Consider the following 13,181-nt stretch of genomic DNA (forward strand, 5'->3'; position numbering starts at 1 on the left):
TGCTGTACCTGATTATCTACGTTCGTAGGTGGAGTAGTAGATCTGTAGCTATCTCTTGTCAGGCTTAGTTCGTGCAATGTACCAGCGCGGCCACTACCCGCTCACACCTATGAGACAACACACTGCCGAACTGTTACTGGTTTTCGATTTCATAACCAGTAACCTGTTGTCAACGCTGCAGCGGATAGTTTGCTGACGCAAGTGATGTCCACCGGTGCGGCCGTAGAATCGAGGAACGTCATGGACGAGCATCTGGATCTGAAGGTGGTGATCGTCGGCGGTGGGTTCGGCGGACTCGGCATGGGGGTCGCGCTGAAGCAGGCGGGAATCGACAGCTTCGCGATACTGGAGAAGGGCGGCGATGTCGGCGGGGTGTGGCGGGAGAACACCTATCCCGGCTGCTCGTGCGACATTCCGTCGCACCTGTACTCGTTCTCGTTCGCGCCGTACCGCAGCGCGAGGACGCGGTACCCGGGCCAAGAAGAGATCCTGGCTTATCTTCGCGGAGTGGCCGACAACTACGACCTGCTGCCGCACCTGCGCCTGCACACCACCGTCGCCGAAGCGTCCTATCGCGAGGACATCGCTCGGTGGGAATTGACCACCGGGACCGGACAGCGCATCGTGGCCGACCTCCTCGTCTTCGCCGTAGGCCAGTTGCATCGCCGCTATATCCCCGACATCCCGGGCCGCGCGGACTTCACCGGCGCAGCCTTCCACTCGGCGCACTGGGATCATTGCCAGGACCTGCGCGGCCGGGATGTGGCGGTGGTCGGCACCGGATCCAGCGCCGCGCAACTGCTGCCGAAGATCGCGGCCGATGCCCGCACGGTGACCGTGTATCAGCGCACTCCGCACTGGGTGTTGCCGAAACCGTCGGCCGAGTTCGGCTCGATCAGCCGCTGGGTGTTGCGGACGCCGGGCGCTCACCGGCTCTACCGGCGGGCCCTGTACTACGGCGCCGACATCGCGTTGGCCCCGATCATGCACCGCGGCTGGTCCGCCCGGCCGGCCCAATGGGTGGCACGCACCCACTTGCGACGACACGTCAGTGATCCGGCACTACGCGCGGCCCTCACTCCCGGCTATCCGATCGGCAGCAAGCGGATCGTTTTCGACAGTTGGTTCTATTCCACCCTGGGCCGGGAGAATGTCGAGCTGGTCACCGATCCCATCGCGCGCGTCACCCGGAACGGGATCGAAACCGGCGACGGCACGCATCGGCGCGCGGATGTCATCGTGTGGGCCACCGGTTTTCGGGCGCCGGAGTTCCTGACGCCGATGACGGTCCGCGGACGGGGCGGTCGACTCCTGCACGAGCAATGGTCGGATGGGGCGGAGGCGTTTCTGGGGTTGGCCGTGTCCGGATACCCCAACGCATTCCTCATCGCCGGACCGAACTCGTTCAATCCGGCGGGCAGCAACCCCGGCATGAAGGAACACCAGATCGCCTACATCATGGCCTGTCTGCGGTGGCGCGACGCAATCGGCGCCCCGGCGATCGAGGTGAGCGGCGACGCGATGCAGCAGTACCGGCAATGGCTGGCACAGGCCATCGCCAAAACCGTGTGGCCCGCGACCGGCAGGAGTTGGTACAAGCACGAGAACGGGCGCGTCACCAACCCATGGCCGGCCTCGGCACGAACCTTCGCACGCATGCTGCACCACCACCCCGCGGAGGCATTCGTAGCTGTCGCAACGAACCTCGATGCGACGGTGACGCCACTACCGATCCGCCAGCACCCCCCGACCCACGACGAGGCCACACCGACGGCATCGTGACCAGGACGGTCGGTGGCTATCGACCATCGGTCGCGACATCGTGGCACAGCTCGTCGATCACCTGCTTGCGCACATGGGACACGGTGACGATGCGAGCGCGGTCGCCGACGGTGGCCAAATGGTATTTCCGACAGATCCATTCGGCGGGCCGGTCGAAAGTGACCATGATCGACAGGGGATTTCGGGAAGGACGCAGCCCGGCGTCGGCGAGTTTCTCGACAGCCCGCTCGGCCATCTCGAGGGAGGTCTGTGCGGTCAGCTCCAGCCCTGCCATCCCCTGTGCGGCCAATGACTGCCAGATCAGTGCGACAGCCAGCCCGCTGCGACATCCGGCAAGGGTGGCATCGGTCGCGCCGATGTACTCGCCTGCCACTTCCGAGCTGACCAGTTCGGACCGGCACAGCGCGAGTGCGCTCGGCATCGGCATGCCGAGCGCCTTGTGCATGCACACCGTGACGCTGCCGACTTCCTCGCGCACGAAACCCCACGACGCCCGCTCCGGGGTGAACGGCAGGATGAGCCCGCTCAGTGCCGCATCCAGGTGCACATACACCCGGCCCGCCGCCGATGCCGCCGTGATGATGGCGTCCACGTCGTCGATCGCGCCCGTCATGGTGGTGCCGATGTTCGCGACGACGACGGCGCCGCGGCCGGTGTCTGCGGCGCACGCGCGGGCCAGCGCGTCGATGTCGATCCGGCCCTGCTCGTCACAGTCGACGACGACCAATTCCTTGCGCATCAGTTTGGCGCTCTTACGGACCGAATAGTGGGTTGCCCGACTGCAATAGATTCTGGCTTCCGGTAGCAGATCACACCCGCGGTCGAGGCCGAACTGATTGGCCTCGGTGCCGCCGCCGGTTACGTATCCGTAAGTCCGGCTCGGATCTCCATTGGCGAGCCGGGCGACGAAGTCGACGACGGCCAGCTCCATGTCCTTTACGCCGACGCGCGCTTTGTCCTCGCTGTCCGGGTCGCCGACATTGGTGGCGAAGATGTCGAGCAGTCCGGCGAACCTGCTGAAGCCGAAGTCGAGATTGGCGGGGAACCCCACGATGTAGGGCGCTTCGGCCCGCATCTCGGCAATGAAGGCGTCCAGCGGCGCGCACGATTCCTGCGCCGGTCGAGGGGAGTGGCCGATCCGGTACCGGTCGGAGTTCGAGAGATTCATGTGTACCGCCTGATGGGGGAGAGCTATACGAGCTCGATCGGCAAGGTGGCATAGCCGTGCAGAAAGTTCGAATACAGCGGTCGTGGTCTGCCGGTGGGGATGATGGTTCGGGCCGTGCGCCGCATCTCGTCCAGCACGATCGCAAGCTCCAAGCGGGCCAGATGCGCACCGACGCAGAAGTGCGGACCGTACCCGAATGCCAGATGGGGATTGGGCTTTCGATCGAACTGCACCGCATCAGGGTCGGAGAATCGAGTCTCGTCCCGGTTCGCGGAGACATTCCACATCGTGACGATTTCTCCCGCCGTGATGTGCGTGCCGTGTATTTCTACGTCGATGTTCGCGACACGTCCGAAATGCATGGTGGGAGCGAAGCATCGGATGACCTCTTCGACCGCCGTGCCGAGATCGCCCGCTGCCTCGAAGCGGTCCCATAGGCGCGCATCCTCGGCGAAGGCGTGTACCGCGTTGATCATGGTCAACCGGCTGGTCTCGTCGCCGCCCAGAATGATGCTGTAGCAATTGGTGACGATCTGCTCGTCCGACAGTGGCGCGTCCTCGAATTCCTCGCCGATCAGCGCGGTGATCAGGCCTTCGGCCGGGTGCCGGCGCTGGTCCTCCACATGGTCGAGCAGGCACAGCAGTATCTCCTGGCGCGCGGCCAAGGCCGAGACATTCGACTGCGTGGCGTCTTCGGAGCTCAGGGCCTGCTTGGTCAACGACACCAGCAGGTCGTGATCACTGTCCGGAATGCCGAGTAGGTCGCAGATGGTCCAGATCGGGATCCGAGAGGCGATCTCCTCCGCGAAATCGAAAGTGCCCGAACCCGACCATTCGGCCAGCAATCGCCTGGTGCGTTCCTGAATGCGGGGTGCCAACGCGCGCACCGCATCTCGTGTCAGCGCCGCTGTCATCAGCCGACGCAGGCGGGTGTGCCGGGGTGGGTCGGTCACTGCCAGCATGGCGCCCGCCGCGTTGTCCCGACCCGCCAGCAGGGTGAGCAGGACGTTGCCCCGTTGCGAGGTGAATCGCTTGCTGTCGCGGTATACGGTCACCGCCGGGTCGTAGCCGCAGACCACCCAGAATCCGGGGTGGCCGGATGCACCCTCGTGCCAGAAGATCGGATGCCGGCGACGTCGGTCGCGCCAGAATTCCGACATGTCGGCGCGCAAATGTGTCGTCGGTTCGGTGAGATCCCAGACGTGCGTGTCATCCGGGCTCGTCGACCGGACTGCTCCGGTCATCTCCCGATCACCAACTCCGATTCCGAAATCGACAGCAGCGCAGCCAGTTGCGCGGGCGACGGGGCATCGAGCAGCATCCGCATCGTCATGTGCACGCCGAGGACTGTCCGGATCCGTCGGGTGAGCTTGGCGGCTTCCATTGATTCACCGCCGAGATCGAAGAAGCTGTCCGCGGGATGGAACTCGGGCAGGCTCAACGTTTCCGCGAACAGTTCGCACAGCACCCGTTCCGCCGGTGTCATCGTCTCCGGCGCAGTGCGGTGCGGGCCGGTTTGGCGGACCGATTCCGTCACAGCGGCGTAGTCGGTCTTTCCGTGCGGTGTGCGCGGCAATTCGGGGCGGATCTCGACGCGATCGGGCAGTAGATAGCCGGGGAGGTGTTCGGTGAGGAAACCCTTGACCTCGCTCGCACCGATCGCATCGTCGACCACGATGCAGCAGACCAGCTGCGTGTCGGTCGACACCACGGCCGCTTGGCGCACACCGGGGCACCGCAGTGCGATGGTTTCGATTTCACCGGGCTCGATGCGCCGACCGCGCAACTTGATGCGTCGGTCCATGCGTCCGAGGAATTCGAGCTGGCCATCGGGGAGCTGCCGGACGAGATCGCCCGACCGATAGAACCTTCGGCCGGTCACCAGGTCGTCGATGAACGCCGCCGCGGTCTCCTGTGGCAATCCCAGATATCCGTGTGCGACTCCGAGTCCGCCGATCCAGAGCTCGCCCGCGGCACCCGGCTCTGTGTCCGTGCCGTCGTCACCGACGATCCGCAAGGTAGTGCCCTCGATGGCGCGGCCGATCGGGATGGGTAGTGCCGCACCGACCAGCGGATCGCTGATGGTGGCACACACGGTGGTTTCGGTGGGCCCGTAGGAATTGATGAGATGGTGCCGGACGGTCCACTCCTCGACCACGGCCGAGTTCGCCGCCTCGCCCGCGATGATGAGTCGCAAGCCGGGCGGCATCTTGTGCTCCGGTATCGCCGCGAGCACGGAAGGCACCATGATCGCGTGGCTGATGCGATGCGCGACAATGACTTCGGCGATGCCGACACCGTCGGTCAGCGCATCATGTGCGGCGAACACTGCCGTCGCTCCCGCGCCCAGTGTCGAGGTGATTTCCGCGATCGAGGCATCGAAGGAAGCCGGGGCGAATTGCAGCATGCGTGCGCCGGGCCGGAGTTCGAGTGCTGCCGCGGTAGCGTCCGCCATGGCCGCGATGCCTCGATGCGGCACTGCTACGCCCTTCGGTGCGCCCGAGGAGCCAGAGGTGAAGATGACGTACGCGAGGTCGTCCGGGTCGATGGCCGGGTAGGTCGATGGATCCTGTCCGGCGGCATCCACGGTGTCGGGCGACGGGATCGTCACTGTGACAATCTCTTCGGGTAGCGTCGGCGGTGGATTTCCCGGCTCCAGCAGGGCGAATCGAATCGCGCACGCTGCGAGCATGGATCGCGTTCGTTCCGGGGGGTGATCGGCGGCGAGTGGTACATACACCGCGCCGAGACGCCAGATCGCCAACATTGCCGCGGTCGTGTAGGGATTGCGTCGCTGTGGCACCACCACGGCGACCGAATCCGACTCGGCAACACCGGCTTCGGTCAATTCCCGGCAGATTCGACCGACCCAATGATCCAGATCCCGGTAGGTCAGCGTTAACTGGCTACCTATCAGCGCAACCTCGTGCGCGACACCGAAAGTTTGTTCGTCTAACCGTTGCAACCAGGACCGATTCGGTGGTTGGAGCGGCACCTCATCAGGTGTTTGCACGGTCGTGACTGTAAGCGACCGACCGGTCCGACGCGTTACGGCACCACCAACAATGGGAATAGCCTTGAGTTTACAAACACTCAGTGATCTTTGTTACCCCGGCTGGACAGGAAGTCGATCACCACGCGATTGACTTCCTCGGGACGCTCGAGGTATCCGAGATGGCCGCATCGATCGATTTCGGCATAACGGGCGCCGGGTATCGCGGCGGCAACTTCCCGGCAGTACATCGGCGGCGCAAGTTGATCGTCGGTGAAGCCGATGATCAAGCTGGGCGTGGTGATTCGGGTGTAGTCGTGGAGTCGATTGCGGGAGTAGTCGATGTCGAGTTGCGCACGCACCCCGGGCGCTGTTGTCGCCGAGGCAGAGAATTCGAACATGTCGAGCCAGTGCTCGGCTGCTGCCGGATCTTCGAGCGTGCGGGGTGACAGATTGAGGGTCGCCTTGATCGCCGCCGCGTACTGGGGGGGCAATCGAACGTCCTGATCGTGGAGCGCCGCCTCGCCGGCATTGAGTGCGAGCAGCATCGGATGTGGGCGACCCGCGGTCGCCATCATGACCGCGTGATCGACCAGTTCGGGGTGTTCGAGCGCCAGGTTTTGCACTACGAGTGCCCCGAGTGAGGTGCCCACGACATGCGCAGGCGCACCCAAGTATTCGATCAACGCGGCCGAATCGGCCACCATATCGCCGAGGGTGATGCCGTCTGCGCTCTCCTCGGACGGAGCGATCCCTCGGTTGTCCACCGTCGCCACCCGGAATCCGGCCGCTACCAGGGCGGGCACCTGGTAGGTCCGCCACACTCGACCAGGACTGCCGCTTCCCATGATCAGCAGGACCAATGGCCCCTCGCCGACCACGTGGTGGCTCAATCGGATTCCATTGACGATCGCTATCGACATGAGCTTGTGAATACCACCTGGTCTGCGGGCTCGGCGAGCCGCGTCGAGCCCGACTTCCGGGCCGAAAATAGCAAGCGTGGCCGTGCTTCTACGGCCGCTGCTTCCCAATGATGGGAGGGGTGATCGGTCCAAGAACTCGTCGAGCCCCGCACTTACGGTGGACCTGGCAGGTGGATCGGCGCGGCCACCGGCAGTCCGATGGTGCGCATCGACCTCGGCTGATCGGTCACGGACTGGTCGGTGCTGTTCGCAGACCCATCCGACGTTGCCGACGCGCCGAAGCCCTTATATGCAGGCAGCGACGCAGCATGACGGGTGCCGTATCCGCAATGGACCGAACCGGGGCCAGACTTGTCTGACCGGAAGTGAGCTCCGATGACCGATACCGAGCAGCCTGTCGAAGACCTGCTCGATCTTGCCTATCCCTATGCGTTGGATGCGGTCGACGAGCCTGGGCGACGGTATATCGAACAACGTGTTGCCAACGCCGATGCGGTGACGGCAGCGGCGTTCGCAACCTCGGTACGCGCTATCCACGAGACGCTTGCCGTTATCACAATTCTGGACGAGTCGACACCGCCGCCCGAGCTGGCGGTGCGCGTATTGCGCGCGGTCGCGAAGCAGACCGCGGAGATCGCGAGGCGTCGGGCCGAGTTGTTCGGCAGGCGGCGGTCGCAGCGACTGCGGCGGTCGGCCGCGGTGGGCGGCTTGATCGTCGGAGTGGGTGTCGCGGTGCTCATCGGGAGGCGCCGCCGGCGCGCAGCGTAGCGGGAGCTCGTCGCAATGACAGCGGTTCAGTCGTGTGCGTGCAGCCGGGCCTGTACTTCCGGGCGTCGCAATGGCGGCAGGCTTTTAGGCGGAACCTTGCGGTCCGGCAGCTGGTCGAGCAATCGAGTGGTGGCCGCCGCTATATCGGCGACGGCGGCATCGACCGCAGGGCGGGTCGATGCGGAGATGCTGGACAAGCCGCCGACCTTGCGGACGTACTGCAGGGCCGCCGCATGTATTTCCTCGGGCGTCGCCGCGGGCTCCAGCCCACGAAGACCGGTGATGTTTCGGCACATGCTTCGAGGTTAGCCGTCAGCCTCCAGGGGTTCCCGTCCGTGCGGGATCGGCAGGGCTCGGGCCAGTCGGTCCAGCCAGTGGTCCATCTCGCCGTGAACTTGGGGGTGCCCGCGCCGGAATTCCGTCCAGTCCACCTGCCAGTGGCGGATCGCATCGGGGCCGAATCCGTGGCGGTGCGTACCCAGCACTTTGCGCAGAAGTCGGGGTGTCAGGTGAGTCTGTGGGGATTCGGCGAGGAGCACGGCGTCGTAGAGATCCTTGCCTGCGGCCTGCCCGGTATCGGTCGCGTCGAGGTGCAGCCACAACAGCTTCCATGCCAGTGACAGTTCCCGGCTTGCCGTGACGACCGGTGTCGGTGGGCCGCCGTCGGCGCGCGGGACGGCCGTCCAGACCGGTGCGTCGGGCAGCGTTTCGTCCGAGGCGAAGTCCAGCTGTATCTTGCCCGACACTTTGGGGTCGTCGGTGTACCACGGCACAGTGAGTCGCTCGCCGGGAGTGTCGTAGCTGACTTTGTAGTCGTAGGTCCATTGCTCATCCGGGTCTACGCCGTATGCGCTGAGCCACACGCCGCCTGCCGTATGCGGTTCGTCGCGTATCGCCTCGACCACTGCGTCGTACAGCGAGATCGGTGTGAATTCCTCGGATCGCATCCAGCGCAAGCCTTCCGGGGGCAGCATCGGGCGGAACCCGAACGTTGCGAACTCTTCGTCTGCCCACATCCGGTACCGCGCGGCCCCATCCGTGGCTTCCGGCCACTGCTGCACCGCCGCGATGTCATCGACGTAGGGGAATGGATGCAGCGGATCCGGAAAGGTGGTTTCGGCCGGTTTGGGCACGATCCAGTCCAAATCCCCTGGTGGCCGCGCCAGCTCGCCCACCCATGCCTGCAGCGTCATACTGCCGCGCAGCACTAGCCCGGCACCGACCCCCGAACCGGCGATCAGCGCCAGCATGTGGTCCAGCGCGATGCGGTGGGCTTCGTCCGGAGTCATCGCGCTGCTGCGGCAGGTTCGATGATCCAGCCCGCGTCAAGGTCCGGATGGTCGTCGTAGACGACGAACTCGCGTTCCACCTCGATGGCCGGAAATCCGGCGGCTCGCAGGACTTCGAGCAGGATCTGGAGCCGCCGGCCTGCCTCCGGCAGGCCGATGTCTCGGCAGCGCTGGGTCACGAACCGTTCGTGGCGCCCGTTGTCCACGGCTCGGCGGGCGTTGCGTGAGAGATGTGCGGCATGGGGTTCGGCGAGTTCGCGCACGCGGGACAGGTCGGTCTCGTCGTGCAGGATGAGTTTGATGTGGTGCTCGAAATAGCAGCCTGCGGGCAGGGCGGCGGCCTCGCCTGTCGTCTGCGGCACGCCCTCGTTGAACGGGCTCGCCTCGATTTTGGCGCGCGTCACCGGAAAACCAACCGCCTGTAATGCTTTCGAGTATTCGCGCACCGCCTGAGCCAGCTCGTCGATTACCCCGGAACGGGTGAACGTGAGCATCGGCTGATCGGCTACCGCGCCACGATCGAGCTCGATGCGCGTGTAGCGCATCCCGTTGGCTGCGGCCCAATCGATCAGCCGGGATTCCTCCGCTGCGGCGAGCAGGACAGTCAGGTGCGACTCGAAATCCCCGGCGAACGTATGTTCGACATCCATCGCGTCACGGTAGCAAAATCGTGCCGGGGTGCCCAGCTGTCAGGACCGTCGCCATCGCGTACTCGAGCTCGGTGGCCACCTTGACCGCCACAGCTCGGGGTCGGTGCATCAATTCTGTTCGCTCAGTTGCTATTTCATGTGCGGAGGCGATGGCAGCGCCGGCGGCGCAGCCGATGATCGCCCCGGCAGGGAAGCGCCGGATTTCCGATGAAGATGCCGATCGCGCAACCGATGGCTGCGCCCGCGACGATGAGTCCGACGCCCGCGGCGGTGTGCGGCGCGTCGGTCTCAGGTGAGGTAGGCCGAGGCGGCTGTCGGGGTGAGTGCTCATGGGCGGCAGTTCGGAGCCGATGATCATTGTGGACCGGAGGTCGGTTCGGTACACAGATTTCGGGTCGGATTCGCCGCGTTGCCGCATCGGAGCTGGCCCCGTCGGCTGGTTACGACAGGCGGACCACCCGAGCGGATGTCGGTCTCATTCGGTCACTGCATAGACGGCGTAAAGCCGGGTCGGTCGGCCATCGACTAAACATCTTTCCCATTCCTGGGAATTGGCATGGCCGGGCGCGAGAATTGGTGAAGGTGAGGAGTGGAGGAGGCCCGGGTGGCGCAGTCGCTGAGAATCGATCGGGACGGGCTTCAAGCGGTGGCGTCGGAATTCGAGCGCATCGGCTTCGAGGCGCAGGAGGCTCTCGAGCGGCTCGAGGCGGCCATCGCTCGCGAGGGCAAAGCCTGGGGGACCGACGCTCCCGGCCGCATGTTCGAGCAGACATATTTGCCGGACGCGGAGGCGGCCATGGCGGGGATGGCGAAGGTGGTCAGAAACCTGCGCGAAGAAGGAAAGCTGGCCCTCGGGCTCGCCGACCACTTCGAACAGCAAGATCAGGAGGCCGGGCGCCTGGTCCATGATGCTGGGGAAGTCCTACCTGGGGATGGCATGGGATGGCCCGCAACCGGTGGTGTGCAGTATCCGGGCATTCCGCAGGTGACCGCGTCGGAGTCTGCACCGACATCGCTCGGGTCGAACCCTAGCTCGGGAAGCTCCGCCGACTCGTATCAGCCGGGCGCCACCGAAGCTGCGGGTGGGTCTAATTCACCTGCCGCGGTAGGCAGTTGGAACCCCCCGGCGGGCAGCGGCGCTCCCGGGGGATTCGATGGTGGTTCACCCGGTGACACCGCCCGGCCGCTAGCGGACGGGTCGGGTGCGGGTTCGTCCAACCCCGCGATGGGAACGCCTCCGGCGGGCGCAGCCTCGGGTTCCGGACCGTCCGCTGCGGCTAGGTCGAGCACCGAGGCGGCGAAGAGCAACAGTCGGGCAGCCGATCGTGGACAAGCCAATACTCCGTGGTCGCGGAGCGCAGTCGGAACCGGCCCGCAGTCGGGGGCTTCCTCGGCGAATCCCGCTGCGCCCAACAGCACCCCGCCACGGGTGTCCGCGCCCAACAGCGCGCCGCCGCGAGTCGCCGCGACCAGCGACGCTCCTCCGAGAATATCCACACCCAACATCCCCAAACAGAATGGTGCCAGGCTCGCGGCGAAACCGAGGAGGAAATCTCGTGGCGCCGAGAAAAAACCCGGAGTGCGCAACCCATGGGTTGTGGAGAACATAGATGCGGAGGCGAATGCCCGCATCGCACGCGAGTTGGCCGAGCGGCATGATGTGGAATTGCTCGGATTCGACGCCCCCGGTGTCGATGAGCACACGGTCCGCGAAATCGCCGCGGTACTGGATGATGTGTTGGCCCGGTACCCGTACATCGACCTGCGTCAGTTCGCGATAGCCGAATGCCCAGACCATCCCACACTTTTCGAATGGGACTGGGTCGCGGGCGACACTGGTCCCGCACTGTACACCCGCCGCATCGTTCTCGATACGGCAGTCGCGGGAAATCCGGACAAGTTCGCCGAATTCATCCGTGCCGCAACACGATCGGGAGATCTTGCGCCCGGATCTGATAAGCGTCCGGTCTATTCGACTATTGCTCGCGAGCTCGGTCACGCACTAGATGTTGCGGGCGGCTTTCGGGCACGCCGGGTGGCGCAGAAGGTGCTGATCGCCGAATATGTGCGAACTCACGGCGATGACAGCGGAAACGGATTCGAGGCAGGGCTGCGGGCCGACTATCGGCAATGGCGAGCTCAGATCAGCGGATATGGATTCCATAGCGGCCGCTTCGACCCCGGTATGGCAATGGCCGACGCCTTCGCCGAGGTCCAGGTGAACGGGCCGGCTGCCGGGCAACCCGCGAAAGTCTTGCACCGGTTGCTTGTCGAGACCGCGCGGACAACGCTGGCGGAACGGTCGTGAGACTCGGCGGCGGCCGGGCCGTCGAGGGGCTGCACCACATATTCGAGGTCGAACTTGCTGCGGCGGTCGCAGGGGGGTCGTTGCGGGCACATGTGGGATTCGGACCGGATACCGACAAGTCATTGATCGCGATCGCCCTCGCTCAGCCGCACGTCACACACACGCTGGTCGCAGCGGCGCGGCAGGCATTTGCCGAGGAAGTTGCTGCCTCCGCTGCAGGAGCAGATCCGGTGGATGAACCGAACGCCACCGAGAACGAGCTTCCGGCGCCGGGCGGGTCGGCATGACACTGGAGATGCCAGCGGTGTTTCCCGATTGGTTGGTCGAGAGTTGCGCGGGACACTTCCCGGAGTGCGACGAGGACGCGATGCTTCGACTCAGTCGCGCTTATGATGACGCCGCCGAAACCTGCAACGCGCTTGCGAGGCAACATACAAAAGCGACGAAAGATGAGCAGGCCTGTATCGACGGCATCACCGGCGAGGTGAAAGGAGACCGAGGCTGGCAGCTCGACGGCGATCTTTACAGCCAGCGCGACTACTGCAGAAATTTGGCCGCACAATGCCGCCAGAAGGCCTACGACGCCGAATTCCAAAAGTTGCTGGTGATTTCCACCGGGCTCACGCTGCTCGCGCAATTAACCGTAGATTTCATGCTTGCGGGGCCTGGCCTATTAGCGGCCGCCGAGCAAAAAGCAGGTGCGGACGCGACCATACGCGCGGGCAGCAAGACATTCTTCAGCAGGGTCAAGGCGGCAGGTGAGGCCGCGATGGTCACGCGCAAAGGGATACCGCTGGCGAAGGTTTCTGCGGCTGGAGCAGTATTCGGCGCCGGTGCCGCTGCTACAAGCAACTTCGGTGCGCAGGCTTGGCAGAAATATGTTCTACATCACCGCGAAGAAATCAAGGTCGACATGGTACGTGACGCCGCCATCATCGGCGGTGTCGCGGGTTTTGTGGGCGTACGTGTCAGCTCGCGTTTCGCACCCAAAATCAACCAATTTTTCGATACAATCGGCAAGAACACGGCATCCACGGCTCTACGATTCGGCAACCACGTCGCGCGAGGCTTGCTCATCGGTGGCGTAGGCGGTCTCGCCGGCGGTGTCGCCGGCGCCCTCACCCAAATCCCGGTAACCGGTCACACCCCGACCGGCGCCGAATTCAAACAAGCGATGATCATGGGCTTCGCCGGCGGCTTCGTCGGGTCCGCCGTGGTCTTCGTACGCCCGATGCCGCCTCGTGCTCAGGGTGCTCCGGCTGCTCCGGCTGCTCCGGCTGCTCCGGGTGCTCCGGGTGCTG

At 64.9% G+C, this 13,181-nt stretch carries 13 protein-coding genes and 1 pseudogene; 5 read left to right on the plus strand and 9 right to left on the minus strand.

The features are described 5' to 3' along the window. The first annotated feature begins 240 nt into the window (after positions 1-240). Positions 241-1,782: a flavin-containing monooxygenase gene (locus ACLMAL_RS11410; protein WP_411999031.1), complete on the plus strand. Its 1,542-nt coding sequence runs from the start codon at positions 241-243 to the stop codon at positions 1,780-1,782. Between the two features lie 16 nt (positions 1,783-1,798). On the opposite strand, the gene ACLMAL_RS11415 is transcribed toward ACLMAL_RS11410, so the two are convergent. The 4 genes from ACLMAL_RS11415 to ACLMAL_RS11430 form a co-directional block, all read right to left on the minus strand. Then, on the minus strand, positions 1,799-2,950 hold the full coding sequence (locus ACLMAL_RS11415; protein ID WP_411999032.1) for an aminotransferase class I/II-fold pyridoxal phosphate-dependent enzyme: 1,152 nt from the start codon (positions 2,948-2,950) through the stop codon (positions 1,799-1,801). Between the two features lie 23 nt (positions 2,951-2,973). Further along, on the minus strand, positions 2,974-4,194 hold the full coding sequence (locus ACLMAL_RS11420) for a cytochrome P450 (RefSeq protein WP_411999033.1): 1,221 nt from the start codon (positions 4,192-4,194) through the stop codon (positions 2,974-2,976). Then, positions 4,191-5,963 carry a non-ribosomal peptide synthetase gene (locus tag ACLMAL_RS11425; RefSeq protein ID WP_411999034.1) on the minus strand — a complete coding sequence of 591 codons (1,773 nt, stop codon included), beginning with the start codon at positions 5,961-5,963 and terminating at the stop codon, positions 4,191-4,193. Before ACLMAL_RS11425 ends, ACLMAL_RS11420 begins: the two co-directional genes overlap by 4 nt. 80 nt (positions 5,964-6,043) lie before the next feature. Further along, positions 6,044-6,865 carry an alpha/beta fold hydrolase gene (locus ACLMAL_RS11430; RefSeq protein WP_411999035.1) on the minus strand — a complete coding sequence of 274 codons (822 nt, stop codon included), beginning with the start codon at positions 6,863-6,865 and terminating at the stop codon, positions 6,044-6,046. Between the two features lie 375 nt (positions 6,866-7,240). On the opposite strand from ACLMAL_RS11430, the gene ACLMAL_RS11435 reads away from it, so the two are divergent. Further along, positions 7,241-7,633, plus strand: coding sequence for an RskA family anti-sigma factor (locus tag ACLMAL_RS11435; RefSeq protein ID WP_411999036.1), 393 nt, complete (start codon positions 7,241-7,243; stop codon positions 7,631-7,633). A 26-nt stretch (positions 7,634-7,659) separates the two neighbouring features. Here the strand turns inward: ACLMAL_RS11435 and ACLMAL_RS11440 are convergent, their stop codons facing one another. The 5 genes from ACLMAL_RS11440 to ACLMAL_RS11460 all read right to left on the minus strand — a co-directional run bounded on the left by ACLMAL_RS11440 (position 7,660) and on the right by ACLMAL_RS11460 (position 11,069). After that, on the minus strand, positions 7,660-7,929 hold the full coding sequence (locus ACLMAL_RS11440; protein ID WP_328399491.1) for a DUF2277 domain-containing protein: 270 nt from the start codon (positions 7,927-7,929) through the stop codon (positions 7,660-7,662). A gap of 9 nt (positions 7,930-7,938) precedes the next feature. After that, entirely contained in the window at positions 7,939-8,922 is a 984-nt protein-coding gene (locus ACLMAL_RS11445; RefSeq protein ID WP_411999037.1) for a nucleotidyl transferase AbiEii/AbiGii toxin family protein, read from the minus strand. Continuing rightward, the gene (locus tag ACLMAL_RS11450) at positions 8,919-9,572 is read right to left on the minus strand and encodes a hypothetical protein (RefSeq protein ID WP_411999038.1); all 654 of its coding nucleotides are present in this window, start codon (positions 9,570-9,572) and stop codon (positions 8,919-8,921) included. The genes ACLMAL_RS11445 and ACLMAL_RS11450 overlap by 4 nt, the downstream gene beginning before the upstream one ends. A gap of 475 nt (positions 9,573-10,047) precedes the next feature. Further along, the gene (locus tag ACLMAL_RS11455; RefSeq protein WP_411999039.1) at positions 10,048-10,479 is read right to left on the minus strand and encodes a hypothetical protein; all 432 of its coding nucleotides are present in this window, start codon (positions 10,477-10,479) and stop codon (positions 10,048-10,050) included. Between the two features lie 149 nt (positions 10,480-10,628). Then, entirely contained in the window at positions 10,629-11,069 is a 441-nt protein-coding gene (locus ACLMAL_RS11460; RefSeq protein ID WP_411999040.1) for a hypothetical protein, read from the minus strand. A 100-nt stretch (positions 11,070-11,169) separates the two neighbouring features. Here ACLMAL_RS11460 and ACLMAL_RS11465 point away from each other — a divergent pair, with 100 nt between their 5' ends. The 3 genes and pseudogenes from ACLMAL_RS11465 to ACLMAL_RS11475 form a co-directional block, all read left to right on the plus strand. Continuing rightward, complete coding sequence (locus tag ACLMAL_RS11465) at positions 11,170-11,880, plus strand: hypothetical protein (RefSeq protein WP_411999041.1); 711 nt, start codon at positions 11,170-11,172, stop codon at positions 11,878-11,880. After that, positions 11,877-12,167 carry a hypothetical protein gene (locus ACLMAL_RS11470; RefSeq protein WP_411999042.1) on the plus strand — a complete coding sequence of 97 codons (291 nt, stop codon included), beginning with the start codon at positions 11,877-11,879 and terminating at the stop codon, positions 12,165-12,167. Before ACLMAL_RS11465 ends, ACLMAL_RS11470 begins: the two co-directional genes overlap by 4 nt. Continuing rightward, positions 12,164-13,181: pseudogene (locus ACLMAL_RS11475) on the plus strand (hypothetical protein); the annotation flags it as partial. The gene ACLMAL_RS11470 and the pseudogene ACLMAL_RS11475, both read left to right, overlap by 4 nt.

The sequence above is a fragment of the Nocardia sp. CWNU-33 genome, assembly GCF_046764895.1.
In the GTDB taxonomy this organism is placed as follows: domain Bacteria; phylum Actinomycetota; class Actinomycetes; order Mycobacteriales; family Mycobacteriaceae; genus Nocardia.

Excerpts from the sequence above, each read along its gene's own strand:
- ACLMAL_RS11440 (WP_328399491.1), bottom strand. The coding sequence starts at position 7,929 with ATGTGCCGAAACATCACCGGTCTTCGTGGGCTGGAGCCCGCGGCGACG.
- ACLMAL_RS11445 (WP_411999037.1), bottom strand. The coding sequence starts at position 8,922 with ATGACTCCGGACGAAGCCCACCGCATCGCGCTGGACCACATGCTGGCG.
- ACLMAL_RS11435 (WP_411999036.1), top strand. The coding sequence starts at position 7,241 with ATGACCGATACCGAGCAGCCTGTCGAAGACCTGCTCGATCTTGCCTAT.
- ACLMAL_RS11420 (WP_411999033.1), bottom strand. The coding sequence starts at position 4,194 with ATGACCGGAGCAGTCCGGTCGACGAGCCCGGATGACACGCACGTCTGG.
- ACLMAL_RS11455 (WP_411999039.1), bottom strand. The coding sequence starts at position 10,479 with ATGGACCAGGCGCCCGGCCTCCTGATCTTGCTGTTCGAAGTGGTCGGC.
- ACLMAL_RS11415 (WP_411999032.1), bottom strand. The coding sequence starts at position 2,950 with ATGAATCTCTCGAACTCCGACCGGTACCGGATCGGCCACTCCCCTCGA.
- ACLMAL_RS11410 (WP_411999031.1), top strand. The coding sequence starts at position 241 with ATGGACGAGCATCTGGATCTGAAGGTGGTGATCGTCGGCGGTGGGTTC.
- ACLMAL_RS11430 (WP_411999035.1), bottom strand. The coding sequence starts at position 6,865 with ATGTCGATAGCGATCGTCAATGGAATCCGATTGAGCCACCACGTGGTC.
- ACLMAL_RS11450 (WP_411999038.1), bottom strand. The coding sequence starts at position 9,572 with ATGGATGTCGAACATACGTTCGCCGGGGATTTCGAGTCGCACCTGACT.